At 54.1% G+C, this 25867-nt stretch carries 20 protein-coding genes; 19 read left to right on the top strand and 1 reads right to left on the bottom strand.

The window, feature by feature from the left end; translation table 11 throughout:
* Window positions 1-307: 307 nt before the first annotated feature.
* From serC to ACCW76_RS11990, 12 genes are all read left to right on the top strand, one after another.
* Window positions 308-1393, top strand: a complete 1086-nt coding sequence (gene serC, locus ACCW76_RS12045) for a 3-phosphoserine/phosphohydroxythreonine transaminase (RefSeq protein ID WP_045816273.1) — start codon at window positions 308-310, stop codon at window positions 1391-1393.
* Window positions 1394-1474: 81 nt separating this feature from the next.
* Complete coding sequence (gene aroA / locus ACCW76_RS12040) at window positions 1475-2761, top strand: 3-phosphoshikimate 1-carboxyvinyltransferase (RefSeq protein ID WP_045816272.1); 1287 nt, start codon at window positions 1475-1477, stop codon at window positions 2759-2761.
* 197 nt (window positions 2762-2958) lie between these two features.
* Complete coding sequence (cmk, locus tag ACCW76_RS12035; protein ID WP_436338639.1) at window positions 2959-3639, top strand: (d)CMP kinase; 681 nt, start codon at window positions 2959-2961, stop codon at window positions 3637-3639.
* Between the two features lie 122 nt (window positions 3640-3761).
* Complete coding sequence (gene rpsA, locus ACCW76_RS12030; RefSeq protein WP_034820570.1) at window positions 3762-5435, top strand: 30S ribosomal protein S1; 1674 nt, start codon at window positions 3762-3764, stop codon at window positions 5433-5435.
* 86 nt (window positions 5436-5521) lie between these two features.
* Window positions 5522-5806, top strand: a complete 285-nt coding sequence (gene ihfB, locus ACCW76_RS12025; RefSeq protein WP_003849360.1) for an integration host factor subunit beta — start codon at window positions 5522-5524, stop codon at window positions 5804-5806.
* A gap of 201 nt (window positions 5807-6007) precedes the next feature.
* Window positions 6008-8266, top strand: a complete 2259-nt coding sequence (locus ACCW76_RS12020; protein WP_436338638.1) for a DNA internalization-related competence protein ComEC/Rec2 — start codon at window positions 6008-6010, stop codon at window positions 8264-8266.
* A 34-nt stretch (window positions 8267-8300) separates the two neighbouring features.
* Window positions 8301-10049, top strand: a complete 1749-nt coding sequence (gene msbA, locus ACCW76_RS12015; protein ID WP_045816269.1) for a lipid A ABC transporter ATP-binding protein/permease MsbA — start codon at window positions 8301-8303, stop codon at window positions 10047-10049.
* Complete coding sequence (lpxK, locus tag ACCW76_RS12010; RefSeq protein WP_436338637.1) at window positions 10046-11047, top strand: tetraacyldisaccharide 4'-kinase; 1002 nt, start codon at window positions 10046-10048, stop codon at window positions 11045-11047. Before msbA ends, lpxK begins: the two co-directional genes overlap by 4 nt.
* Before the next feature lie 23 nt (window positions 11048-11070).
* Window positions 11071-12288 (top strand): winged helix-turn-helix domain-containing protein, encoded by a 1218-nt coding sequence (locus tag ACCW76_RS12005; RefSeq protein WP_436338636.1) that lies wholly within the window; start codon window positions 11071-11073, stop codon window positions 12286-12288.
* A 94-nt stretch (window positions 12289-12382) separates the two neighbouring features.
* Window positions 12383-12565: a Trm112 family protein gene (locus tag ACCW76_RS12000; RefSeq protein ID WP_436338635.1), complete on the top strand. Its 183-nt coding sequence runs from the start codon at window positions 12383-12385 to the stop codon at window positions 12563-12565.
* On the top strand, window positions 12562-13311 hold the full coding sequence (gene kdsB / locus ACCW76_RS11995; RefSeq protein ID WP_038647807.1) for a 3-deoxy-manno-octulosonate cytidylyltransferase: 750 nt from the start codon (window positions 12562-12564) through the stop codon (window positions 13309-13311). The genes ACCW76_RS12000 and kdsB overlap by 4 nt, the downstream gene beginning before the upstream one ends.
* A 110-nt stretch (window positions 13312-13421) precedes the next feature.
* The gene (locus tag ACCW76_RS11990) at window positions 13422-14315 is read left to right on the top strand and encodes a YcbJ family phosphotransferase (protein ID WP_038647805.1); all 894 of its coding nucleotides are present in this window, start codon (window positions 13422-13424) and stop codon (window positions 14313-14315) included.
* Here the strand turns inward: ACCW76_RS11990 and elyC are convergent.
* The gene (gene elyC / locus ACCW76_RS11985; RefSeq protein WP_436338634.1) at window positions 14295-15080 is read right to left on the bottom strand and encodes an envelope biogenesis factor ElyC; all 786 of its coding nucleotides are present in this window, start codon (window positions 15078-15080) and stop codon (window positions 14295-14297) included. The two genes, ACCW76_RS11990 and elyC, sit on opposite strands and share 21 nt — an antisense overlap.
* A 124-nt stretch (window positions 15081-15204) precedes the next feature.
* Here elyC and cmoM point away from each other — a divergent pair, with 124 nt between their 5' ends.
* The 7 genes from cmoM to ACCW76_RS11950 all read left to right on the top strand — a co-directional run bounded on the left by cmoM (window position 15205) and on the right by ACCW76_RS11950 (window position 25867).
* Window positions 15205-15978 carry a tRNA uridine 5-oxyacetic acid(34) methyltransferase CmoM gene (gene cmoM, locus ACCW76_RS11980; protein ID WP_436338633.1) on the top strand — a complete coding sequence of 258 codons (774 nt, stop codon included), beginning with the start codon at window positions 15205-15207 and terminating at the stop codon, window positions 15976-15978.
* Between the two features lie 11 nt (window positions 15979-15989).
* Complete coding sequence (gene mukF, locus ACCW76_RS11975; RefSeq protein WP_034820534.1) at window positions 15990-17312, top strand: chromosome partition protein MukF; 1323 nt, start codon at window positions 15990-15992, stop codon at window positions 17310-17312.
* On the top strand, window positions 17293-18027 hold the full coding sequence (gene mukE, locus ACCW76_RS11970) for a chromosome partition protein MukE (RefSeq protein WP_034820531.1): 735 nt from the start codon (window positions 17293-17295) through the stop codon (window positions 18025-18027). Before mukF ends, mukE begins: the two co-directional genes overlap by 20 nt.
* Window positions 18024-22490: a chromosome partition protein MukB gene (mukB, locus tag ACCW76_RS11965; RefSeq protein ID WP_436338632.1), complete on the top strand. Its 4467-nt coding sequence runs from the start codon at window positions 18024-18026 to the stop codon at window positions 22488-22490. Before mukE ends, mukB begins: the two co-directional genes overlap by 4 nt.
* A 180-nt stretch (window positions 22491-22670) precedes the next feature.
* Complete coding sequence (gene ldtD, locus ACCW76_RS11960; protein ID WP_436338631.1) at window positions 22671-24461, top strand: L,D-transpeptidase; 1791 nt, start codon at window positions 22671-22673, stop codon at window positions 24459-24461.
* Window positions 24462-24649: 188 nt separating this feature from the next.
* A complete protein-coding gene (locus ACCW76_RS11955; protein ID WP_039328994.1) occupies window positions 24650-25201 on the top strand; it encodes a YcbK family protein in 552 nt (183 codons plus the stop codon).
* Between the two features lie 36 nt (window positions 25202-25237).
* Entirely contained in the window at window positions 25238-25867 is a 630-nt protein-coding gene (locus tag ACCW76_RS11950; RefSeq protein WP_038647793.1) for an MBL fold metallo-hydrolase, read from the top strand.

The following is a 25867-nucleotide window of genomic DNA, read 5'->3' as shown; positions in this document are numbered from 1 at the left end:
GCTCTCTCAAGTCGATGGGGTGGGCGTAAAGCGCGCAATGATACGGGTTTTGCGCCTGCTTCGCTATTCAGTGGTCTAAATTTATCGCGGTATTGTCACGGCTATTTCATCACCTGGCAGCATTCTGATTTTAGTTCGGGAAACTCCCTCACAAAATTCCGTGGCTTATTGCATTTATGACATAAGCTGCGGTGGAGCCCGCCCCGGAATTGTGATCGCTATCAGATTAATGATTGCAGCCATTCGGAGGCAATGATAAAACCGATACGGTATTCATAACCGTTCGATATGACAGTGGTGAGGGGAAATGACGCAGGTTTATAATTTTAGCTCCGGCCCAGCGATGCTGCCGGTAGAAGTGCTCCGTCGTGCAGAACAAGAACTGACAAACTGGCACGGATTAGGCACCTCTGTAATGGAGATCAGCCATCGCAGTAAAGAGTTCATTGCTGTCGCTGAAGCCGCAGAACAGGATTTTCGCGATCTGCTGAAGATCCCATCGAACTACAAAGTTTTATTCTGCCATGGCGGCGCTCGCGCGCAGTTCGCAGCTATCCCCGGTAACCTGTTAGGTGATGCGAAATCCGCTGACTACATTGATGGTGGTTACTGGGCACACAGCGCGATCAAAGAAGCGGAAAAATATTGCTCTCCGAACACCATCGACGTCAAAACCACGCTTGACGGTAAACGTGCTTTGTTACCAATGCGTGAATGGCAGTTGAACGATGATGCCGCCTATGTTCATTTTTGCCCGAATGAAACCATTGATGGTATTGCTATCGATGAAGAGCCTGACTTTGGTGACAAAGTCGTGGTGGCTGATCTTTCTTCAACCATCATGTCTCGTCCTATTGATGTCAGCCGTTACGGTGTGATCTACGCAGGCGCTCAGAAAAACATCGGCCCAGCGGGATTAACGCTGGTGGTGGTGCGTGAGGATCTGCTGGGCAAGGCGCAGCGTTATGTGCCGTCTATCCTTGATTACAAGGTACTGGCTGAAAACGAATCCATGTTCAATACACCGCCGACTTTTGCCTGGTACCTCTCTGGCCTGGTATTTAAATGGCTGAAAGAGAAGGGTGGTGTTGCTGAGATGGATAAGGTTAATCAGGCAAAAGCTGACTTGCTGTATGGCGTCATTGATAACAGCAGCTTCTACCGTAACGATGTTGCTGCTGCGAACCGTTCACGTATGAACGTGCCGTTCCAGCTGGCTGATGCCGCGCTGGATAAGGTGTTCCTTGACGAGTCACTGCAGGCTGGCCTGCATGCACTGAAAGGGCATCGCGTGGTTGGCGGTATGCGTGCATCGATCTACAATGCGATGCCGCTGGAAGGGGTGAAAGCCCTGACTGAGTTCATGATCGACTTTGAACGTCGTCACGGCTAATTAATCAACACAGGCCAGCCTGGCTGGCCACTGGCCCCGTTCTATCACGGGGTTTTGTCTTTTCTGGAGATTTGGTTTCACATGCAGGACTCCCTGACTCTACAACCGATTGCTCGCGTTGACGGCACGGTAAACTTACCGGGTTCAAAAAGCGTTTCTAACCGCGCATTGTTACTGGCTGCGTTGGCAAATGGCACAACTCGCCTGACCAATTTGCTGGATAGCGATGATGTCAAACACATGCTGAATGCGCTGAAGGCGCTGGGCGTTAACTACACGCTCTCTGCTGATCGTACCGTGTGCGAAGTGGTGGGAAATGCAGGTCCGCTGCACAGTGATCAGGCTCTGGAACTCTTTCTGGGCAACGCTGGTACTGCCATGCGTCCGCTGGCTGCCGCACTGTGCCTGGGTCAACAGTCGATTGTACTGACGGGCGAACCACGCATGAAAGAGCGCCCAATTGGTCATTTGGTGGATGCGCTGCGTCAGGGCGGAGCCAATATTGATTACCTGGAGCAGACGGATTATCCGCCGCTGCGTCTGAACGGCGGGTTTGTCGGTGGTGAAGTCAGTGTGGACGGTAGTGTTTCCAGTCAGTTCCTGACAGCGTTGCTGATGACCGCGCCGCTGGCACCGAAAGACACTGTGATTACCATCAAAGGTGATCTGGTTTCTAAGCCGTACATTGATATTACACTGCACCTGATGCGTTGTTTTGGTGTCGAAGTCGATAACCAGAACTACCAGCGCTTTGTGGTGAAAGGCCAGCAACAGTATCAATCTCCGGGCGATTATCTGGTGGAGGGCGATGCCTCATCTGCCTCTTATTTCCTCGCCGCCGCTGCCATTAAAGGTGGAACGGTTCGCGTAACCGGGATTGGCCGTAATAGCGTTCAGGGCGACATCCGTTTTGCCGATGTGCTGGAAAAAATGGGCGCGGTGATTGAATGGGGTGATGACTATATTGCCTGCACACGAGGTTCTCTCTCCGCGATTGATATGGACATGAACCATATTCCTGATGCGGCGATGACCATTGCCACCACGGCGTTGTTCGCGGAAGGCACGACCTTGATGCGTAACATTTACAACTGGCGCGTAAAAGAGACCGACCGTTTAGCGGCGATGGCGACCGAATTGCGCAAAGTGGGGGCGGAAGTTGAAGAAGGTCACGATTTCATTCGCGTCACTCCACCGGCTCAGCTTCAGCATGCGGATATTGGCACTTATAACGATCACCGTATGGCGATGTGCTTTGCTCTCGTGGCGTTATCGGACACGCCTGTCACCATTCTTGATCCAGGCTGCACAGCTAAAACCTTCCCGGATTACTTCCAGCAGTTGGCTAAAATCAGCCAGACTTCTTGATCCCGCTACCCGGTACGCTTGTACCGGGTTTCCTCGCTCTATTGTGGCCTTATTGGGCGGAAATTCTTCTGAATCTGTCGAAAATTCTGGCGCTGTCTACGCTAAAGGGTAACTAACCTGACGCGGGCAGCGTATAATGCCGCGCATTCAAACAGCCAAGAAGGCTGATAATAAGCACGCAGCAACAGGAGAGAACAATGACGGCAATCGCCCCGGTAATTACCATTGATGGCCCAAGTGGCGCAGGTAAAGGGACTTTGTGTAAAGCGATGGCGGAGTCATTGCAGTGGCACTTGCTGGATTCTGGTGCCATTTATCGCGTACTTGCATTGGCTGCACTTCATCATCAGGTGGATATTGAATCCGAAGAAGCATTAGTGCCTATGGCCGCTCACCTTGACGTACGTTTCTTGTCCGTAGAAGGTGAGATGCAGGTCATTTTAGAAGGTGAGGATGTGACCGGTGAAATCCGCACGCAGGAAGTGAGTAATACGGCTTCGCGGGTTGCTGCCTTCCCACGCGTGCGTGAAGCATTGCTGCGTCGTCAGCGAGCATTCCGTGAAGAGCCGGGCTTAATTGCAGATGGCCGTGATATGGGCACAGTCGTGTTCCCCGATGCACCGGTAAAAATCTTCCTTGATGCAAGTTCAGAAGAGCGTGCTCATCGGCGTATGCTACAGTTGCAGGAGAAGGGCTTTAATGTTAACTTTGATCGCCTTTTATCCGAGATAAAGGAACGCGATGACCGCGATCGTAATCGTTCAATCGCGCCTTTAGTGCCTGCCGCTGATGCTCTGGTGCTGGATTCGACCAGTATGTCCATTGAGCAAGTGATTGAAAAGGCACTTGATTATGCCCGCCACAAGCTGGGCATTTAATCTATTCGGTAACTGATTTGCTGTAACCCTGTACCAGGGACCCGGTGCTGGGCATGTGAAACAACCCCATCCGACAATGACGTCAGGTGGACGTTAAATTGAAGAATCCTAAGATTATCAATATGACTGAATCTTTTGCTCAACTATTTGAAGAATCACTGAAAGAAATCGAAACCCGTCCGGGTTCCATCGTTCGTGGCGTTGTTGTCTCTATCGACAAAGACGTAGTCCTGGTTGATGCGGGTCTGAAATCTGAGTCTGCAATTCCTGCAGAGCAGTTCAAGAACGCAGCCGGCGAACTGGAAATCCAGGTTGGCGACGAAGTTGACGTTGCGCTTGACGCAGTTGAAGACGGCTTCGGTGAAACCCTGCTGTCCCGTGAGAAAGCTAAGCGTCACGAAGCTTGGATCACGCTGGAAAAAGCTTACGAAGAAGCTGAAACTGTTACCGGTGTTATCAACGGCAAAGTTAAAGGTGGCTTCACAGTTGAGCTGAACGGTATTCGTGCGTTCCTGCCAGGTTCACTGGTTGACGTTCGTCCGGTTCGCGATACTCTGCACCTGGAAGGCAAAGAGCTTGAGTTCAAAGTGATCAAGCTTGATCAGAAACGTAACAACGTGGTGGTTTCTCGCCGCGCAGTTATCGAATCTGAAAACAGCGCTGAACGCGATCAGCTGCTGGAAAACCTGCAGGAAGGCATGGAAGTTAAAGGTATCGTTAAGAACCTCACTGACTACGGCGCATTCGTGGATCTGGGTGGCGTTGACGGCCTGCTGCACATCACTGACATGGCTTGGAAACGCGTTAAGCATCCGAGCGAAATCGTCAACGTGGGCGACGAAATCACTGTTAAAGTGCTGAAATTCGACCGCGAGCGTACTCGTGTATCCCTCGGCCTGAAACAGCTGGGCGAAGATCCATGGGTTGCTATCGCTAAGCGTTACCCAGAAGGCACCAAGCTGACTGGCCGTGTAACCAACCTGACCGATTACGGCTGCTTCGTTGAAATCGAAGAAGGCGTTGAAGGCCTGGTACACGTTTCTGAAATGGACTGGACCAACAAAAACATTCACCCATCTAAAGTTGTTAACGTGGGCGATGTTGTTGAAGTTATGGTTCTGGACATCGACGAAGAACGTCGTCGTATCTCCCTGGGTCTGAAGCAGTGCAAAAACAACCCATGGCAGCAGTTCGCTGAGACCCACAACAAAGGCGATCGCGTTGAAGGTAAAATCAAGTCAATCACTGACTTCGGTATCTTCATCGGCCTGGACGGTGGCATCGACGGTCTGGTTCACCTGTCAGACATCTCCTGGAACGCGACTGGCGAAGAAGCCGTTCGTGAGTACAAAAAAGGCGACGAAATCGCTGCTGTTGTACTGCAGGTTGATGCAGAGCGCGAGCGCATCTCTCTGGGCGTGAAGCAGTTGGCTGAAGATCCATTCAACAACTACATCACCCTGAACAAGAAAGGCGCTATCGTTAACGGTAAAGTCACAGCAGTAGACGCTAAAGGTGCTACAGTAGAATTGGCTGATGGCGTTGAAGGTTACCTGCGCGCTTCAGAAGCTTCACTGGACCGTATCGAAGATGCAACTCTGGTTCTGAGTGTTGGTGACGACGTTGAAGCTAAATTCACCGGCGTTGACCGTAAGAACCGCGTTGTAAGCCTGTCTGTTCGTGCTAAAGACCAGGCTGATGAGAAAGAAGCTATCAACACTGTTAACACCAAACAGGAAGAAAGCAACTTCTCTAGCGCTATGGCTGAAGCGTTCAAAGCGGCTAAAGGCGAGTAATCGACCCGAGGCACCGGACGATGTCAATCGTCCGGTTTCGGTAAAAGCTGTCATACCTTTCCCATTAAGGATTAACCGGAGGTTACATGACCAAGTCAGAACTTATTGAAAGACTTGCTGGACAGCATACTCATATTCCGGCGAAAGTCGTTGAGGATGCAGTTAAAGAGATGCTCGAGCACATGGCCACTACGTTGGCACAGGGCGAGCGCATTGAAATCCGGGGATTCGGCAGCTTTTCTTTGCACTACCGCGCACCGCGCACTGGTCGTAACCCGAAAACGGGTGACAAAGTGGATCTGGAAGGTAAATACGTTCCCCACTTCAAGCCGGGCAAAGAATTGCGTGACCGTGCAAATATCTACGGCTAAGCCGTTACCGAACGACAAAGCGACACCTCCGGGTGTCGTTTTTTTTTGCTCTAAATTCATTGTTGTGAACATGATTCCTAAACCCACATCAAAAATGAAAACCACTCCGATTCTTTGGCATCCGTAATCCAGCTCTCCCCATTCCTGAAAGCTATTCCTGCCAATTGCACGCAAACTGGTGCCCATTGCGGGAGAAAAGTGATGCGTATAACAGGGATTGCAGTAGCCAGAATCATGATCCTGGCAGCGCTACCATTAGGTTTGCTACCTCAAATACCGACCATGGAAATGATTGCAGTGATGGTGCTATTAGCACTGATTGTGGCATCCCTGCCTTGGGTTGGGCTGCGTCTTATTGGCATGGGTATCCTGCTTCTGGCGTGGGCGCTACTGGAAGCGAGACAGATGCTGAATGTGATTGACCAGCTTTCAATGGCGCCAGCCGAAGTGACGCTGCGTATAGTTGATGTGAAGGAAAATCAACAGCAATTTAAAGCTCAGATTATTCGTGTGGCTGAGAGATATCAGTTCCCGCCGTTGTTTGTCAGTATCAATGCGGAGCCAGGTGAATCGGGGTATTGTGCGGGGCAGCGCTGGAAAATGACCTTACGCTTGCGTTCAGTGCATGGTCGTTTGAATGAAGGCGGGTTTGATGCCCAACGTTTTGCGCTGGCAAACCATACGCCTTTGCAGGGGAGAATCATTAAGCAGCAGGCGGAATCGGTGGGTTGTGATTTGCGAACGCAGGTTATGCGCCATCATCAACATCTTTTTGAACACCTGCAACAACCTGCCATTTTGCAGGCGCTGGCTTTTGGTGAACGTGAGAACATGACCAAAACTCAGCGACAACTATTACGTGAGACCGGAACCGCACACTTAATGGCGATTTCCGGTATGCATATTGCGCTAGCGGCCAGTGTTGGCTGGATGATACTACGTGGCTTACAGTTGCTGCAGCCTGCGCACACCATCGGTTATCTGCTGCCACTGATGGGGAGCATCATTACCGCGACAATCTACTGCTGGCTGTCGGGTAGCCATGCACCAGCACAGCGCGCGCTGGTCGCGCTACTACTGTGGACGACGATAAGAATCGCTGGCTGGCAGTTAACAGGCTGGCAGATTTGGACACTTTGCATGGGGGTACTACTTTGGCTTGATCCCCTCACCGTCTTATCTGAAAGCTTTTGGCTCTCTGCTCTTGCCGTCGCCATGTTAATCATCTGGTTCCAGTGGTTTTCCTTGCCGGATCGATACCGTCAGGCCAGGCGCTGGCTTCCACTGAGATTGCTGCACTTACAGCTTGGCATGATGATACTGATGGCTCCTCTGCAGATTTTTCTATTTCAGGGAATCAGCCTCAGTGCACTGGTCGCTAATCTCATCGCGGTGCCGGTGGTATCGCTTATCACCGTTCCATTGATACTGCTGGCGCTTTTGCTGCCCATACAACCCATCGCTTCAGTACTGTGGCGGCTGGCGGATTTTTCTGTCAATCAGGTTATGCAGGGCCTGGCATACTTGCCAGCAGGATGGTGGCCGTTAAATGATGCCTTACCCGCAGTGGCCCTGCTATGGGGTGGTTTATTTCTGTGGCGCAGTGGTTTGCTGAATAACACGCTGATGCTTTGCTGCGGCTGCGCAATGGCATTTCTGTTATGGCGTCATGAGTCTGAGCAAGATGACTGGCAGATTGATGTGCTGGATGTGGGCCATGGACTGGCCATCGCTATTACACAGGGTAACGAAGTGGTGTTGTACGATGCGGGTCCACGCTGGAATGAAGATGATGCGGGCGCGCGCGTGATACTGCCATGGTTACTGTATAAGGGACGACAGCTAAACACAGTGGTGGTAAGTCATAAGCATCTGGACCATCGGGGTGGGCTGAATTCACTGCATCAGGCCAATCCCAATATGATGATCCGCAGTGCACTGGGTGAAGCGGGGCATTTACCCTGTCAGCGAGGAGAGCAGTGGCAATGGGGCAAACTGACCTTCACGGCACTCTGGCCACCCGCAGGGAATACGCAAGGGCAAAATAATGACTCCTGTGTCGTACGTGTAGACGATGGAGCTGTCAGTCTGCTGCTCACCGGGGATATTGAGTTAGAAGCAGAAAGAAAATTGGTGGCATTAGAGAAAGCTCAGCTCACCAGCACGTTAATGCAGGTCCCACATCATGGTAGCCGAACATCTTCGGGGCCTTTACTGTTACGTAGTGTTGCAGGAAAGGGCGCGGTGGCATCGGTAGCGCGCTATAACGCCTGGCGCATGCCAGCCGCCGCAGTGGTGGAACGCTATCGCCAACAGGGCTATATCTGGTATGACACGGCACAATCCGGGCAAGTCCACATTGGTATTCGGCAGGGTGAATGGCAGATTAAGGGATTGAGGGAGCAAATAAAACCTCGCTGGTATCATCAGTGGTTTGGCGTCAAACGTGAATCCAGGTAGAATGAGCGGCTATTTCAAACAGCGTGAATAAATAATGCATCAAGACAAAGATCTCTCAACGTGGCAAACGTTCCGCCGACTCTGGCCGATGATTGCGCCGCACAAAGCAGGACTGTTTGTGTCTGCGGTGGCGCTGATTCTTAATGCGGCCGGCGATACCTTAATGTTGTCGCTGTTGAAACCTTTACTGGATGATGGCTTCGGTAAGGCCGATCGCTCCGTCATGCTTTGGATGCCTCTGGTGGTGATTGGCCTGATGCTGGTGCGTGGCGTGACCAGCTACATTTCCAGTTATTGCATCTCTTGGGTATCGGGCAACGTGGTCATGAATATGCGTCGCCGCTTGTTTGGCCACATGATGGGCATGCCCGTGGCGTTCTTTGACCAGCAATCAACCGGCACATTGCTGTCACGCATCACTTATGATTCCGAGCAAGTTGCTTCGTCCTCTTCCAGTGCACTGGTGACGGTCGTACGCGAAGGTGCCTCGATCATTGGCCTGTTTATCATGATGTTCTACTACAGCTGGCAGCTGTCGTTGATTCTGATTGTCCTTGCGCCGATTGTTTCCTTTGCGATTCGCACAGTGTCCAAACGCTTCCGCAGCATCAGTAAAAACATGCAGAACACCATGGGACAAGTGACCACCAGCGCGGAACAGATGCTGAAAGGGCATAAAGAGGTGCTGATCTTCGGTGGTCAGGATGTTGAAGCGCAGCGTTTCTCGCTGGTGAGCAACAAAATGCGCCAGCAAGGCATGAAACTGGTTTCGGCCTCTTCCATTTCCGACCCGGTCATTCAGCTGATTGCTTCTCTGGCCCTGGCGTTTGTGCTCTACGCCGCCAGTTTCCCTAGCGTGATGGAAACCCTCACCGCCGGTACCATCACCGTGGTGTTCTCATCAATGATTGCCTTGATGCGCCCATTGAAGTCACTGACTAACGTCAACGCCCAGTTCCAGCGCGGTATGGCGGCATGCCAGACACTGTTCTCTATTCTGGATAGCGAGCAGGAAATCGATAACGGCAAACGTGAAATCACGCGTGCCAAAGGCGATGTGGAATTCCGCAATGTGACTTTCACGTATCCGGGACGTGAAGTGCCTGCGCTGCGTGATATCAATCTGTCGCTGCCAGAGGGCAAGACGGTGGCGCTGGTAGGGCGTTCTGGTTCGGGTAAATCGACCATGGCGAGCCTGCTGACCCGCTTCTACGATATTGATGCCGGCGAAATTCTGCTCGACGGTCACGATCTGCGCGAATATACCTTGCGCTCCCTGCGTAATCAGGTGGCGCTGGTTTCCCAGAATGTCCATCTGTTCAATGACACCATCGCCAATAACATTGCTTATGCACGTAATGGTGAATACACCCGCGAACAGATTGAACAGGCAGCGACTATGGCGCACGCCATGGACTTCATTAAGAAGATGGACAACGGCCTGGATACCGTGATTGGTGAGAACGGCGTGTTGCTGTCTGGTGGCCAGCGCCAACGTATCGCCATCGCGCGCGCATTGCTGCGTGATTGCCCGATTCTGATCCTTGATGAAGCGACCTCAGCACTGGATACCGAATCCGAGCGCGCGATTCAGGCCGCACTGGATGAGCTGCAGAAAAACCGCACTTCGCTGGTTATCGCGCACCGCCTGTCGACCATCGAAAAAGCGGATGAAATCGTGGTCGTCGAAGATGGTCGTATCGTTGAGCGCGGTACGCACAGCGTGCTGCTGGCCGAGAAGGGTGCCTATGCTCAGCTTCACAAACTGCAGTTTGGTCAATGATTGAACGCATCTGGAGCGGGCGCTCGCCACTGTGGCTACTATTGTGGCCACTGAGTTTGCTGTATGGGGCAATCAGCAGTTTGATACGCCTCAGCTATCAGCGTGGCTGGCGTAAAAGCTGGCGTGCGCCTTGCCCGGTGATTGTGGTGGGTAATCTGACGGCTGGCGGCAACGGTAAAACGCCAGTGGTGATTTGGCTGGTTCAGGCGCTGCAACAGCGTGGCCTGCGCGTTGGCGTTGTCTCACGCGGTTATGGTGGAAAGGCTGAGCGTTATCCCCTGCTGGTGACGGCCGATACCCCGACATCACAAGCCGGCGACGAGCCGGTGTTAATCGCGCAGCGTACTCAGGTGCCGGTTGCAGTCGCGCCTCAACGCCGTATGGCGGTAGAAGGACTGCTGGCCGCACAGGAACTGGATGTGATTATTACCGACGACGGGCTGCAACATTACGCGTTGCAGCGCGATCGTGAAATCGTGGTGGTGGATGGAGTCCGTCGCTTCGGTAATGGCTGGTGGCTGCCCGCAGGTCCGATGCGTGAGCGCGCATCCCGGCTGCAGAGCGTCAATGCCATCATCGTCAATGGTGGAGAGGCGCAAGCCGGTGAGATCGCCATGACGTTGCGTCCCGGTAAGGCGATCAATCTGGTGAACGGTGAGACAGCGAACCTCGATCAATTGCCAGAAATGGTGGCGATGGCCGGTATTGGTCATCCGCCGCGGTTCTTTAATACGTTGCAGCAGCACGGCATCCAGCCGGTGGCAGAGATCGCGTTTGCCGATCACCATGCTTATAGCGAAGAGGAGTTGCAGCGTTTGACGCAAACTCATCAATGCCTGCTGATGACCGAAAAAGACGCAGTGAAATGCCGTAGTTTTGCACGTGACAACTGGTGGTATCTACCGGTTGATGCCGATCTGTCGGGGGCATCCCTTGAGGCTTTACTCGCCGATGTGACCCAACTCTGCACGACTGCGCGCGACTCCCGTTCGCGCTAAACCTGCTCAAAGGGAATCGAGTCATGACCACAACATCGTCCCTTTCATTACAAACTGCTCGTCATTTACACCTGGCTGCTCAGGGGTTGTTACGCCCACCGAGCCGCCGCGCCCGCCTGGCCGATATCCATGCCTGCGTGCGGCAGATGTCACTGCTGCAAATCGACACCATCAATGTCGTCGCCCGCAGCCCTTATCTGGTGCTGTTCAGCCGCCTTGGCGCTTATCCCACACAGTGGCTGGAAGATACATTGGCCTCCGGTGCGCTGTTTGAGTATTGGGCGCACGAAGCCTGTTTCATCCCCTTCGAAGATTACCCGTTGCTGCGCCATCGCATGCTGGAGCCGCAGCGGCTGGGATGGAAATATAACGAGCAGTGGGTAAACGAACATCAGCAGGAAATCGCTGCCTTACTCAATCACATCGCCGAAAATGGCCCGGTACGCGCGGCTGATTTTGCCAGTGATAAGCACACCAAACCCGGCTGGTGGGCCTGGAAACCCCACAAGCGGCATCTGGAAAACTTGTTCAGCGCGGGTGAGTTAATGGTGGTCGAGCGCCGTAATTTCCAGCGTGTGTACGATCTGCGAACGCGAGTGATGCCTGATTGGGATGACGATCAGCATGCAGTGAGTGAATCTGATGCTGTACAGGCGATGCTGGGGCACAGTGCCCGCAGTCTCGGTATTTTTCGCGCCAGTTGGTTGGCCGATTACTATCGACTGAAGCGTGCCCCCCTGCAATCCTGGATTAAGGATGCCGAAGCACAAGGCGAAATCGTGTGCGTTGAGGTAGAACAGCTCGGTGAGATGTGGCTGCATACGAGCTTGTTACCTCTGCTGGACAAAATGCCCAGCGCCACCCACACGGCCTTGTTGTCACCGTTCGATCCGGTGGTATGGGATCGCCGACGTGCGCTGGAGTTGTTTAATTTCGATTACCGCATTGAGTGCTATACCCCCGCTGAGAAGCGCGTCTATGGTTACTTTGTTCTGCCGGTGTTACACCGAGGTGCACTTAAAGCGCGTATTGATGCAAAGATGGACCGCCAGGCGCAGCAGCTGATTATTCGCGCATTCTGGCTTGAGCCGGGCGTGCGGGTCACCCAGGCCTTTCTGAGTGATGTGCAAAAAGCCATCAGTCGCTTTGCACAATGGCAAGGTGCCGATGAGGTCATCGTTGAAAATGCCCCTGCCGAACTGCTTGCTGTCTGGACGCACCGTTGGGTTATCAACGATTAAGTTCATCGTAATAATGCCGCGCCCGGCGCACTGTGCTTCGGGTGCGCTATGGTATGCTAGGCGCCAGACAAATCGGTGCTGAAAGGAGAAAATTATGGATCACCGTTTACTTGAGATTATTGCCTGTCCGGTTTGCAACGGAAAACTGTATTTCAACAAAGAGCAGCAGGAGTTGATTTGCAAACCAGACGGCCTGGCTTACCCGGTGCGCGATGGCATTCCGGTATTGCTGGAAGTGGAAGCACGTACCCTGTCTGTTGAAGAGATCCATCCATGAGTTTTGTCGCCATTATTCCAGCGCGTTACGCGTCAACGCGCCTGCCCGGCAAACCGCTGGTGGATATTCACGGTAAACCGATGGTCGTACACGTGATGGAGCGCGCACGCGAGTCGGGTGCCGATCGTGTGATTGTGGCGACCGATCATCCCGAAGTGGCTGCTGCGGTCAAGGCCGCCGGTGGAGAAGTGTGCATGACGCGCGCAGATCACCAGTCGGGCACCGAGCGTCTGGCGGAAGTGATTGAGAAATATCAGTTTGCCGATGACACCATTATCGTCAACGTGCAGGGCGACGAGCCGATGATCCCGGCAGAGATCGTGCGCCAGGTCGCCGATAATCTGGCGCAGGCCGATGCGGGGATGGCGACATTAGCCGTGCCGATTACCGATGCAGAAGAGGCCTTTAACCCCAACGCGGTTAAAGTGGTCATGGACGCGAAAGGCTATGCACTTTACTTCTCACGCGCCACCATTCCGTGGGATCGCGAGCGCTATGCGAAATCGCGCGAACAGATTGGCGACACTTTGCTGCGTCACATTGGCATTTACGCCTATCGCGCTGGCTTTATCCGACGTTACATTGCGTGGGAACCTTGCCCGTTAGAGCAGATTGAATTGCTGGAGCAGTTGCGCGTGCTGTGGTACGGCGAGAAGATTCACGTTGCCGTAGCGCAAACCGTGCCAAGTGTTGGCGTGGACACACCAGAGGATCTGGTTCGTGTTCGTGCGGCCATGCAGGGGTAAAGCCCGACCGGCCAGCCGCTCGCGCTGGCCATAAAGTTTGATCTGGCGCTAAGTTTCGCGCCACCATGACCTCCAGGATAGTGAAGTCAATTGACTGCGGAGGATAACGCATGGAACAGCTCCGTTCAGAACTGGCGTTGATACTGGGTGAAGGTATCAGCCGCCTCGAAACCATTAGCGAACAGGCGCAATCGCGGCTGTATGCACTCTATGACAACGACGGTAAACCGATGCCGCTGGTGGCGAAGTATTTTCGTCATCAAGGCCGCGCAGCGCTTGAAGCCAAAAAACTCACTATGTTAGGTCATGATGGCCTGGTGACAGTACCTGCGGTTTTTGGCCTGGTGCTGAGTCAGCAGCCGCCGGTACATGAAATGCTGCTGATGGCGCGTTTCAATGGCGTCTCCGCCGAGGCGCCAGCCCGCACTGCCGTGCGCTGGGAGCAATTGTGTGAGCAGATTGTCGAGGGTGTACTCGGCTGGCACCGCATTGACAGCCATGGATTGGTGGGAAGGGTTGATAGCGTGCAGGAAAACAACTGGCCAGCCTGGTATCGCCAGCGCGTCGAAGTGCTATGGGCCACGCTGGGCTATCTGTCACCGCCATTTTTCACTCTGGAGGATCGGCAAATCCTCTATCGCAGCCGTCAGCAATTAACCAGACTTTTTAACGACTTTGACGATCCCTGCGTGCTGATGCACGGCAACCTGCGCTTATCCAGCATGTTGAAAGATGCGCGCAGTGACCAGTTGGTGGCGATGATGCAACCGGGCAATATTCTTTGGGCTCCGCGTGAATATGAGTTAATTCGTCTGGCGGATAGTGGGGCCGAAGCCTCACTGCTGCAGCACTACCTGCAGCGCGCGCCCGTCTCTGAAGGCTTTATCTGGCGGCGCTGGTTGTATCAGCTATGGGATTGTGTTGATACGTTGGTGAGCAGCGGACAGTTTGATCGTCCGCGCTTTGATCACGCCCGTGAGCAGTTACTTCCCTGGCTCGGATGACAGGAAATCATCGCCGCGCAGCCTTTGCCAGGCCTGGCCCAGGGTTTCGTAAATCGCACGTTCACTGTGACCCAGCCACATCGGAGAAGGCAACATGCGGTCCCAGGCACTGATTGGCGAGGTAATCGCGAGCTGATTGGCCGGTGCGGCGATGGGGTTCATACCTGCGCTCAGGAAGAAATGCATCGCACGTGGCAAGTGGTTCGCCGATGAGACCAGCAGGAAAGGGTGATTGCCGATAGTTTGTTTGACGGCCAGCGCTTCTTCACCCGTATCATGCGGTTGGTCCAGCGTGATAATCGCCGAACCTGGCACTCCCAGACTCTCGGCGACTTCCGCCGCCACGCTGGCATTGCTGCGAGGGTTGTATCCTGCAGCAGCGCCAGTGAAAATCATTTTTGCTTGTGGATTCCGACGCCATTGGCGCACACCTTCTGTTACGCGCGGCAGGCTGTTGTTGAGCAAATTAGAACTCGGTGCCCAATTCGGATTGAAGGTGTAGCCACCGCCCAGCACAACGATATAATCCACCGGTTCGCTACCGTTCCAGGTGGGATAATGCTGTTCGATGGGACGCAACAGACGATCGGCAACGGGTTGCAAGCTGAGCAATAAGAGCAGCAACCAGCTAAAAGAGATCAGAATTTTGCCGCCTTTTTGCCAACGGCTAAACCAGAGAAGTAAAAGTCCTACCGCCATGAGCAACAACAGCAGTGGTAAAGGTAATAACATCGCGCCAATCCATTTCTTTAAGGCAAAAAACATCGAAATTTGCTCCTTTTGTCCGAAAAAACAGCAGCCAGACAGTTACTGTGGCGTGAAAGGTTCATTCTTGTTGAGCCTGTGACAAAATAGCACAAGTTGAATGCAGCACAGTGGAGCCATCATCATGCAGGATCGTAACTTTGACGATCTGGCGGACAAATTTTCGCAGAACATTTATGGCACCCGCAAAGGGCAGGTACGGCAGGCGATCCTGTGGGATGAACTGGATGCGCTGTTACCGACATTGCCTGAAGGCGCACTGTCAGTGCTGGATGCCGGCGGTGGCGTAGGACAAATCTCCAGTGGATTAGCGGCACGCGGCCATCAGGTGCTGTTGTGCGATCTCTCCGCTGAGATGTTAAAGCTGGCTGAAGCGCATGCGCACACCGAGGGTGTGAGCCACAACATGCAATTCAAACAAATTAGCGCGCAGCAGGTGGGCGAACATTTGGATCGGCCGGTTGATCTGGTATTGTTTCACGCTGTGCTGGAGTGGGTGGCAGAACCGGAAGCGGTGCTGCGTGCCTTGTGGCACACGCTGAAGCCCGGTGGTGTGCTGTCGTTGATGTTTTACAATGCGCATGCCCTGACGTTCCGCACCCTGCAACTCGGCAATTTCGGCTATCTGCGTGCCAATATGACTAAACGCAAAAAGCGTACGCTGTCACCGGATTTCCCGCGCGATCCTCAGGACGTTAATCGCTGGTTGAGTGATGCGGGCTTTGAGATTGAACAGCGTGCAGGCATTCGCGTGTTTTGTGATTACATGAAACCGCCACCGCCCGGCGTCATCAAAAGCGTTGAAGAGATTATTGAGATGGAACGGCGCTACTGTCGTCAGGAGCCCTTTTTAAGTTTAGGGCGCTATATCCACGTGACCGCGCGCAAACCCAGGTAGAAGGATCAACTATGAGCGAATTTTCCCAGACGGTCCCCGAATTGGTGGCATGGGCGCGCAAGAATGACTTTTCACTTGCGTTGCCGGTAGAACGTCTGGCCTTTTTGCTGGCTATCGCCACCTTAAACGGTGAGCGCATGGACGGTGAAATGAGTGAAGGTGAACTGATCGATGCGTTTCGTCACGTCAGTAAAGCCTTTGAGCAAACCCATGAGACCGTGCAGGTGCGCGCCAACAACGCCATCAATGACATGGTGCGCCAACGCCTGCTCAATCGCTTTACCAGCGAGCTAACTGAAGGCCACGCGATTTATCGTCTGACGCCGTTGGCCATCGGCATTACCGATTACTACATTCGCCAGCGCGAGTTTTCCACGCTGCGCCTGTCAATGCAGCTGTCGATTGTGGCACAGGAACTGAAACGCGCCGCCGATGCCGCTGAAGAAGACGGTGATGAATTCCACTGGCATCGCAATGTCTTTGCCCCGCTGAAATATTCCGTGGCCGAGATCTTCGACAGCATCGACATGACACAACGTCTGATGGATGAGCAGCAACAAGCGGTGAAAACCGATATCGCTGACCTGCTCAACAAAGACTGGCGTGCCGCGATTTCAAGCTGTGAACTGCTGCTGTCCGAAACCTCCGGCACACTGCGTGAACTGCAGGATACGCTGGAAGCGGCGGGTGACAAATTGCAGGCCAATCTGTTGCGTATTCAGGATGCTACGCTGAGCAGCCCGGATTTGGGCTTTGTCGATAAGCTGGTGTTTGACCTGCAAAATAAGCTGGACCGCATCATCAGTTGGGGTCAGCAGGCCATCGATTTGTGGATTGGCTACGACCGCCACGTGCATAAATTTATTCGTACCGCTATCGATATGGATAAGAACCGCGTCTTTGCGCAGCGTTTACGCCTGTCGGTGCAGAACTACTTCGATCAGCCCTGGGCGCTGACCTACGCGAATGCCGACCGCCTTTACGATATGCGCGATGAAGAGATGACGCTGCGTAATGATGAGGTGATGGGCGAACTGCCGCCAGAGATGGAGTACGAAGAGTTTAACGAGATTCGCGAGCAGCTTGCCGCGATGATCGAAGAAGCATTGCAGATTTACAAGCTGGAGCAAAAGCCGCTCCATCTCGCGACGGTGATGCGCGATTATCTGGCGCAATACCCGCGTGCGCGTCACTTTGATTTGGCGCGTATCGTCATCGATCAGGCAGTACGCCTCGGTGTCGCCGAAGCTGATTTAGCCGGTCTGCCGGCAGAATGGCAGACTATTAATGATTACGGAGCCAAGGTGCAGGCACATGTCATCGACAAATATTGAACAAGTGATGCCAGTTAAACTGGCGTTGGCACTGGCAAACCCGATTTTCCCGGCGCTCGATAGCCAGTTACGCGCGGGACGCCACATTGGTATTGAAGAGCTGGATAATCACGCTTTTCTGATGGATTACCAGGAGTACCTGGAAGAGTTTTATGCGCGCTACAACGTTGAGCTGATGCGCGCGCCGGAAGGTTTCTTCTATTTGCGTCCACGTTCAACCACACTGATTCCGCGCTCGGTGCTGTCCGAGTTGGATATGATGGTCGGTAAAATCCTGTGTTACCTCTATCTCAGCCCGGAGCGTCTGGCTAATGAGGGCATTTTCACCCAGCAGGAATTGTATGACGAACTGCTGTCACTGGCGGATGAGAGCAAACTGCTCAAGCTGGTGAACCAGCGTTCGACCGGCTCTGACCTGGATCGTGCCAAGCTGCAGGAAAAAATGCGTGCTTCGATCAGCCGCCTGCGCCGCTTAGGTATGGTGTGGTACATGGGCAACGACAGCAGCAAGTTCCGCATCATGGAGTCGGTGTTCCGCTTCGGTGCGGATGTGCGCAGCGGTGATGATGCACGTGAAGCACAGCTGCGTCTGATCCGCGATGGCGAAGCCATGACGCTGGAGAACAAAGCCGCGGCCAACGAGAGTGATGATGCAGATAACGACAATGACGTTGAAAGCGATGCGAATGATAACGCGGAGGATGAACAGGAATGATTGAACGCGGTAAGTTTCGTTCGCTAACGCTGATCAACTGGAACGGCTTCTTTGCGCGTACCTTTGATCTCGATGAGCTAGTGACCACACTCTCCGGCGGTAACGGTGCCGGTAAATCAACCACCATGGCGGCTTTTGTCACGGCACTGATCCCCGATCTCACCTTGCTGCACTTCCGTAACACCACCGAAGCGGGCGCGACCTCTGGCTCACGCGATAAAGGTCTGCACGGTAAACTGCGCGCAGGTGTTTGTTATGCGGTGCTGGATGTGGTCAACTCGCGCCATCAGCGCGTGGTGGTCGGCGTGCGTCTGCAACAGGTTGCCGGACGCGATAAGAAAGTCGATATCAAACCGTTCAGTATTCATGGTCTGCCGACCGATTCGCTGCCGACGGATATGCTGACTGAAATCCTTAACAGCCGCCAGGCGCGCGTGTTACCGCTGGCGGAAGTGAAAGAGCGTGTCGAAGCGCAGGAAGGCGTGCAGTTCCGTCAGTACAACTCAGTCACGGATTACCACGCCGTCCTGTTCGAGCTGGGCGTGGTGCCGCGTCGTCTGCGCACCGCCAGCGACCGCAGTAAGTTCTATCGCCTGATTGAAGCCTCGCTGTACGGTGGTATCTCCAGCGCCATCACCCGTTCACTACGTGATTATCTGTTGCCGGAAAATGGCGGCGTGCGCAAAGCGTTCCAGGATATGGAAGCCGCGCTGCGTGAAAACCGCATGACGCTGGAAGCGATTCGCGTCACACAGTCCGATCGCGACCTGTTCAAGCATTTGATCTCTGAAGCCACCAGCTATGTGTCGGCGGATTATATGCGTCACGCCAACGAGCGCCGCATTCACCTCGACGGCGCACTGCAGTTACGTAATGAACTGTTCACCAGCCGTAATCAGCTGGCTTCCGAGCAGTATCGTCACATCGAAATGGCGCGTGAACTTTCTGAGCACAACGGTGCAGAAAGCGATCTGGAAACCGACTATCAAGGCGCCAGCGATCACCTGAATCTGGTCCAGACCGCCATGCGTCAGCAGGAGAAGATCGAGCGCTATGATGCCGATCTCGAAGAGCTGACCTATCGTCTGGAAGAGCAGAACGAAGTGGTGGCGGAAGCTCGTGAAGTGCAGGAAGAGAACGAAGCGCGATCTGAAGCGGCTGAAATTGAAGTTGATGAGCTGAAAAGCCAGTTAGCTGATTTCCAGCAGGCACTCGATGTACAGCAAACCCGTGCCATCCAGTATCAACAGGCATTGCAGGCGCTGGAAAAAGCGCGCGCGCAGTGTCAGTTGCCCGATCTGACCATCGATAATGCGACGGAATGGCAGGAAACCTTCCAGGCACGCGAAGAAGAAGCCACCGAGCAACTTTTACGTCTGGAGCAGAAACTGAGTGTGGCTGAAGCGGCGCACAGTCAATTTGAGCAGGCATTAGCGCTGGTGACCAGTATCGCCGGCGAAGTGAGCCGTCAGGATGCATGGCAAGTGGGGCGCGACTTATTGCGCGATGCCGCGAACCAGCGTCACCATGCCGATCAGCTCTCTTCGCTGCGCCTGCGTCTCAATGAGCTGGAAACGCGCCTGCGCGAGCAGCATGATGCCGAGCGCCTGTTAGCCGATTTCTGCAAGCGTCAGGGGCAACAGTACGATGCCGACGCGCTGGAAGGGCTGCAGCGCGAGCTGGAAGCACAGATTGAACAGTTGAACGAAAGCGTGTCCGATGCCGTTGAACGCCGCATGCTGATGCGCCAGGAACTGGAACAGCTGCGTGAACGCATCACTGCACTGACGGCACGTGCGCCGCATTGGCTGGCCGCGCAGGAAATCCTGACGCAGCTCAGCGAGCAGACCGGGCAAGAGCTGACCAACAGCCAGCAGATTACTGAGTTCATGCAGCAGTTGCTGGAACGTGAGCGCGAAACCACCGTTGAACGTGACAATGTGGCGGCACGCAAACGTGAAGTCGAGCAGCAGATCGAGCGTTTAAGTCAACCTGGCGGTGCGGAAGATGCTCGCCTGACGCAACTGGCGGAACGATTTGGCGGCGTACTGCTGTCGGAAATTTACGATGACGTCACGCTGGATGACGCACCGTACTTCTCGGCGCTGTATGGCCCATCGCGTCATGCGATTGTGGTACCCGATTTATCTCTGGTGCGTGAACTGTTGGATGGCCTGGAGGATTGCCCGGAAGATCTCTATCTGATTGAAGGGGATCCGCAGGCGTTTGATGACAGCGTCTTCAGTGTTGATGAGTTGGAAAACGCCGTGGTTGTGAAGGTGGCTGAGCGTCAGTGGCGCTACTCCCGCTTCCCGAAAGTGCCGCTGTTTGGCCGTGCTGCGCGTGAAAACCAGCTGGAACTGCTGAACAATGAACGCGACCAGCTGGCAGAACGGTTTGCCACTTTGTCCTTTGACGTACAGAAAACGCAGCGTTTGCATCAATCCTTCAGCCGCTTTATCGGTAGCCATTTAGCAGTGGCGTTTGATGAAGATCCTGAAGCGCTGATCCGCCAGCTGAACAGTCGCCGTGGCGAGCTGGAACGGGGTCTGGCACAGCATGAGAATGATAACCAGCAGCAGCGTGCCCAGTTTGAGCAGGCTAAAGAGGGCGTCAGCCAGCTCAACCGCCTGCTGCCACGCGTGAATCTGCTGTTGGATGATTCACTTGGCGATCGCTGCGAAGAGATCCGTGAACGCGTCGAAGAAGCTCAGGAAGCGGCGCGCTTCCTGCATCAGCATGGCGCTAAAATCAGCAAGCTGGAGCCGCTGGTGTCGGTGTTGCAAAGCGATCCGCAGCAGCACGATCAGCTGGAGCGCGATTACCAGCAAGCACAGCAGCAGCAGCGTGATGCGCGTCAGCAGGCCTTTTCCCTGACGGAGGTGGTGCAGCGTCGCGCCCACTTTAGCTATGAAGATTCTGCCGGCATGCTGACCGGCAACAGCGATCTCAATGAAAAACTGCGCCAGCGTCTGGAGCAGGCGGAGGGGGAGCGCAGCCGTGCGCGTGAACGTCTGCGCGAACATCAGGCGCAGCTGACACAATATTCACAAGTGCTGGCATCACTGAAAAGTTCCTATGACGCCAAGCGCGACATGCTGAAAGAGTTGCAGCAGGAGATGCAGGATATCGGCGTGCATGCCGATGCCAGCGCCGAAGAGCGCGCCCGCGCCCGACGTGATGAACTCTATACCGCATTAAGCCATAACCGTGCTCGTCGTAATCAGCTGGAGAAACAGCTCACGTTCTGCGAAGCCGAAATGGACGGCCTGCAGAAGAAACTGCGCAAGCTGGAGCGCGATTATCATCAGATTCGTGAGCAAGTCGTCAGCGCTAAAGCAGGCTGGTGTACGGTGCTGCGTCTGGTGAAAGAGAACGGCATGGAGCGTCGCCTGCATCGTCGTGAGATGGCCTATCTGGGCGGAGATGAACTGCGTTCAATGTCGGATAAGGCATTGGGTGCACTGCGTCTGGCGGTAGCGGATAACGAACATCTGCGTGATGTACTGCGCATGTCGGAAGATCCAAAACGTCCAGAACGTAAAGTGCAGTTCTTTATTGCGGTGTATCAACATCTGCGCGAACGTATTCGTCAGGATATCATTCGCACTGACGATCCGGTTGAAGCCATCGAGCAGATGGAAATTGAGCTGAATCGTCTGACGGAAGAGCTGACAGCACGCGAGCAGACGCTGGCCATCAGTTCACGCAGCGCGGCGAATATCATTCGTAAAACCATTCAGCGTGAGCAGAACCGTATTCGCCAGCTGAACCAGGGCTTGCAGGCCGTGAGTTTTGGTCAGGTGCGCAGTGTGCGTCTGAATGTCAACGTGCGTGAAGCGCACTCCACGCTGCTCGATACCTTGTCTGAAGAGCATGAAGCGCATCAGGATCTGTTTACCAGCAATCGTCTGACCTTCTCCGAAGCGCTGGCAAAACTTTATCAACGTCTGAATCCACAGATTGATATGGGGCAGCGCACACCACAAACCATCGGTGAAGAGCTGCTCGACTACCGCAACTATCTTGAGATGGAAGTGGAAGTGAACCGTGGCTCCGATGGCTGGCTGCGCGCGGAGAGTGGTGCGTTGTCAACCGGTGAAGCGATCGGTACCGGTATGTCAATTCTGGTGATGGTGGTGCAGAGCTGGGAAGAGGAATCACGTCGTCTGCGCGGCAAAGATATTTCGCCATGCCGACTGCTGTTCCTTGATGAAGCGGCACGTCTTGATGCCCGCTCCATCGCCACCCTGTTCGAACTGTGTGAGCGTCTGGAGATGCAGCTGGTAATTGCTGCGCCAGAGAACATCAGCCCGGAGAAAGGCACTACCTACAAGCTGGTGCGTAAAGTGTTTAACAACACTGAACACGTGCATGTGGTGGGGCTGCGTGGATTCTCGGCAGATCCTGTGCCAGCAAAACGCGACACGAGTGATATCGATTTAGAAACAGAAAATACCTGACGCTGAATCTGGTTAAAAAACAGCGCACCGTTTAATCTGTAAGCGGCATCTGCACACTGAGGCAGATGCCGTTTTTTATTTGTATACTCAACAATAAGAGTAAGGCTGTACATAGCGATAACAGGGCGCTGTGTCTTAGGTGAGAAGGGGGCAGGGATGTGGCTGAATAGAAGAAGCAGAATGAATCGTGCGGTACTCGCACTCAGTGTTTCACTGGTATTGTCGCCGCTGGCCACCAGCCATGCCGCGATCATTGCCGCTTTACCCGGAACTTCACATAGCGCCATGTCAGTGGCGGCGAGTCAGCATCAAATTCAGCAGGCTTTTAGCCCCAATCAGCAACCTTTCTATCTGCCGGGATTAGCCGGTATCTACGCCGCGCGTAATATGGCGCCACTCTGGCAGGATCAGCAAGCGGTGCAGGCATTCCAGCAACAGCTGGCGGAATTGGCGCTTTCTGGTGTCCAGCCACAGTTTACCCGTTGGGTTGAATTACTGACGAATCCCACGATTACCGGCATGGCGCGCGACATCGTGCTGAGCGATGCCATGTTGGGCTATTTGCAGTTTGTCGCCAATGTGCCGACGCAGGGTGAAACCTGGTTGTACAGCAATGTCCCTTACAAACTGACGATGCCGGGCGTTGCTGCCATTAACCAGTGGCAGAATGCGGTGAACGGTGGTGGCAGCCGCGCGTTTGTCATCTCGCTGGCACCGCAGCATCCGCAATATGCGCCGATGCACAGTGCGCTCAAAGCGCTGCTGACCGATAACCGCCCATGGCCGCAACTGCGCGACAGCGGGACGCTCCGCCCCGGCCAAATCAGCAACGATGTGCCTGCGCTTAGAGAGATTTTGCAGCGGACCGGCATGCTGACTGCCGCAACGCACAGCAGCACACCGACCCCAGCTGATGATGCCGTGCCGACAGCACCTGTGCCGGTCAGCCAGAGCAATCAGCCGATCGCGGTGAGCCCTTCGGCGGCCAGCGTCAATGATTTGTCTGCGCAGGCACCTGCGGCAACCGGTAACGTCGTGGCGAGTTCGACTCCTGCTGGCGACAATGTGTATGACGCCTCGCTGGTGGAAGGGGTAAAACGCTTCCAGCACTGGCAAGGTCTGGCGGATGATGGGGCGATAGGCCCTCGCACGCGTGAGTGGCTGAATGTGTCACCGCAGATGCGCGCATCGTTGCTGGCACTGAATATCCAGCGCCTGCGTCTGCTGCCGGATGATATGCATAACGGCATTATGGTGAACATCCCCAACTATTCGCTCACCTATTACAACAACGGTGCCACGATTTTGTCATCGCGGGTGATTGTCGGTCGTCCCGATCGTAAAACGCCACTGATGCGCAGTGCGCTGAACAATGTGGTACTCAATCCACCGTGGAATGTGCCTACTACGTTAGTGCGTCAGGATATTGTGCCGAAGGTCAAACAAGATCCCGGATACCTCTACAAGCACGGCTATACCTTACTGTCGGGCTGGAGTGCGGATGCGGAGGTGATCGATCCGTCGATGATTGACTGGCATATGGTTTCTGCAGCCAGTTTCCCGTATCGCATTCGCCAGGCGCCTGGGGCGATGAACTCGCTGGGTCGTTATAAGTTTAATATGCCGAGTTCCGATGCCATCTATTTGCACGACACGCCTAACCACGGGTTGTTCCAGCGCGATATTCGCGCACTAAGCTCCGGTTGTGTGCGCGTGAATAAGGCCTCTGAACTGGCCGATCTGCTGCTGCAGGATGTGGGCTGGAATGACAGCCGCATCACCGACACGCTGAAACAGGGCGACACGCGCTACGTGCCGATTCGCCACCGCATCCCGGTCAATCTCTACTACTTAACCGCGTGGGTCGCAGCGGATGGACAGCCGCAGTATCGTACAGATATTTACAATTATGATAACCCTGCGCGTTCTGGTAGCCAGGTTCTGTCAAAAGCAGGAAAACTTCTCCTCTAGTCATTGATTTGCCAGTTTTCACCTCTCTTCGAAAAAACCAGGACCAGTCGCAAATTTCCCATTTTGCGCTGGTTTTGGTCATTCTGTGACACATTGCGGGTTGACTGACCTCCAGGCTGCGGTTACTGTTCGGCCTTGTGTACTTTTTACACATTTTTTTATCGCTTTAGATTAGGTAACCCCGCTACATGGCTAATTTTGATTCCCAACGTCGTCGATTACTCCTGATTGGAGGCGCAGCGGCAGGTTTGTCACTGCTTCCTGGTTCAGCACTGGCTTCGCTTTCCACGGCCCGTCCCCGAGTATTGACGCTTAATAACCTTCACACCGGTGAAACCCTTAAAACGGAGTTTTTTAACGGCAAGAGTTATGACAAGGATGAGTTAGCCCGCTTAAATCACTTCTTCCGTGATTACCGCGCCAATCAAGTGAAACACATCGATCCGCATCTGTTTGATCAGCTTTATCGTTTACAGATGGTGCTCAACACCCGCAAACCGGTGCAGCTGATCTCAGGCTACCGTACGCTGGCCACCAACAATATGCTGCGCGAATCGGGTCCTGGCGTGGCCAAACACAGCTATCACACCAAAGGGCAGGCGATGGATTTCCACATTGAGGGGATTTCATTAAGCAATGTTCGCAAAGCGGCGTTATCTATGCGCGCCGGTGGTGTAGGATATTACCCGCGCAGCAACTTCGTACACATAGATACCGGGCCTGCAAGGCACTGGTCCTGATACCGGCAGCGCTGCGTGTGTCGGTCATGGAGCGCTATGAATTACCACATTATTCCGGTTACGGCCTTTTCTCAGAACTGCTCGGTCATCTGGGATGACGAAACCCAGCAGGCGGCGCTGGTTGATCCCGGCGGTGATGCAGAGACCCTTATTGCCGTATTGGCTGAACGGGGATTAACGCCTGCACAAATTCTGCTGACACATGGTCATCTTGATCATGTGGGGGCCGCCGCTGAACTCGCCGCACATTATCAAATTCCTATTGTTGGCCCTCACAAGCTGGATGCGTTCTGGCTGGATAATCTGCCAACGCAAAGCCGCATGTTTGGCCTGCCGGAATGTGCGCCACTGGCGCCAGATCGCTGGCTGGAAGAGGGCGAAACGGTGCAGGTTGGGAATGTCACGCTGGAAGTGCTGCTTTGCCCGGGTCATACGCCGGGACACATTGTTTTCTTTGATCGGGCTGGACGCTTGTTGATATCGGGCGATGTGATTTTTAATGGCGGTGTCGGACGCACCGATTTCCCGCAGGGCAGCCACAGCGATTTAATCAATGCGATTAACACTAAGCTGTTACCGCTGGGTGATGATGTGACCTTTGTGCCGGGCCACGGTCCGATCTCCACCTTAGGTCGGGAGCGCATCAGTAATCCGTTCCTGCAATAA

The sequence above is a fragment of the Pantoea sp. C8B4 genome (assembly GCF_051336905.1).
Lineage (GTDB): Bacteria > Pseudomonadota > Gammaproteobacteria > Enterobacterales > Enterobacteriaceae > Pantoea > Pantoea rwandensis_B.
The sequence above is the reverse complement of the archived record's forward strand: the minus strand, read 5'-3'. Positions and strand labels throughout refer to the sequence as shown.

What these genes read in the sequence shown, in the direction of transcription:
- serC (WP_045816273.1), top strand. Translation starts at nt 308, where the DNA reads ATGACGCAGGTTTATAATTTTAGCTCCGGCCCAGCGATGCTGCCGGTA.
- aroA (WP_045816272.1), top strand. Translation starts at nt 1,475, where the DNA reads ATGCAGGACTCCCTGACTCTACAACCGATTGCTCGCGTTGACGGCACG.
- cmk (WP_436338639.1), top strand. Translation starts at nt 2,959, where the DNA reads ATGACGGCAATCGCCCCGGTAATTACCATTGATGGCCCAAGTGGCGCA.
- rpsA (WP_034820570.1), top strand. Translation starts at nt 3,762, where the DNA reads ATGACTGAATCTTTTGCTCAACTATTTGAAGAATCACTGAAAGAAATC.
- ihfB (WP_003849360.1), top strand. Translation starts at nt 5,522, where the DNA reads ATGACCAAGTCAGAACTTATTGAAAGACTTGCTGGACAGCATACTCAT.
- ACCW76_RS12020 (WP_436338638.1), top strand. Translation starts at nt 6,008, where the DNA reads ATGCGTATAACAGGGATTGCAGTAGCCAGAATCATGATCCTGGCAGCG.
- msbA (WP_045816269.1), top strand. Translation starts at nt 8,301, where the DNA reads ATGCATCAAGACAAAGATCTCTCAACGTGGCAAACGTTCCGCCGACTC.
- lpxK (WP_436338637.1), top strand. Translation starts at nt 10,046, where the DNA reads ATGATTGAACGCATCTGGAGCGGGCGCTCGCCACTGTGGCTACTATTG.
- ACCW76_RS12005 (WP_436338636.1), top strand. Translation starts at nt 11,071, where the DNA reads ATGACCACAACATCGTCCCTTTCATTACAAACTGCTCGTCATTTACAC.
- ACCW76_RS12000 (WP_436338635.1), top strand. Translation starts at nt 12,383, where the DNA reads ATGGATCACCGTTTACTTGAGATTATTGCCTGTCCGGTTTGCAACGGA.
- kdsB (WP_038647807.1), top strand. Translation starts at nt 12,562, where the DNA reads ATGAGTTTTGTCGCCATTATTCCAGCGCGTTACGCGTCAACGCGCCTG.
- ACCW76_RS11990 (WP_038647805.1), top strand. Translation starts at nt 13,422, where the DNA reads ATGGAACAGCTCCGTTCAGAACTGGCGTTGATACTGGGTGAAGGTATC.
- elyC (WP_436338634.1), bottom strand. Translation starts at nt 15,080, where the DNA reads ATGTTTTTTGCCTTAAAGAAATGGATTGGCGCGATGTTATTACCTTTA.
- cmoM (WP_436338633.1), top strand. Translation starts at nt 15,205, where the DNA reads ATGCAGGATCGTAACTTTGACGATCTGGCGGACAAATTTTCGCAGAAC.
- mukF (WP_034820534.1), top strand. Translation starts at nt 15,990, where the DNA reads ATGAGCGAATTTTCCCAGACGGTCCCCGAATTGGTGGCATGGGCGCGC.
- mukE (WP_034820531.1), top strand. Translation starts at nt 17,293, where the DNA reads ATGTCATCGACAAATATTGAACAAGTGATGCCAGTTAAACTGGCGTTG.
- mukB (WP_436338632.1), top strand. Translation starts at nt 18,024, where the DNA reads ATGATTGAACGCGGTAAGTTTCGTTCGCTAACGCTGATCAACTGGAAC.
- ldtD (WP_436338631.1), top strand. Translation starts at nt 22,671, where the DNA reads ATGAATCGTGCGGTACTCGCACTCAGTGTTTCACTGGTATTGTCGCCG.
- ACCW76_RS11955 (WP_039328994.1), top strand. Translation starts at nt 24,650, where the DNA reads ATGGCTAATTTTGATTCCCAACGTCGTCGATTACTCCTGATTGGAGGC.
- ACCW76_RS11950 (WP_038647793.1), top strand. Translation starts at nt 25,238, where the DNA reads ATGAATTACCACATTATTCCGGTTACGGCCTTTTCTCAGAACTGCTCG.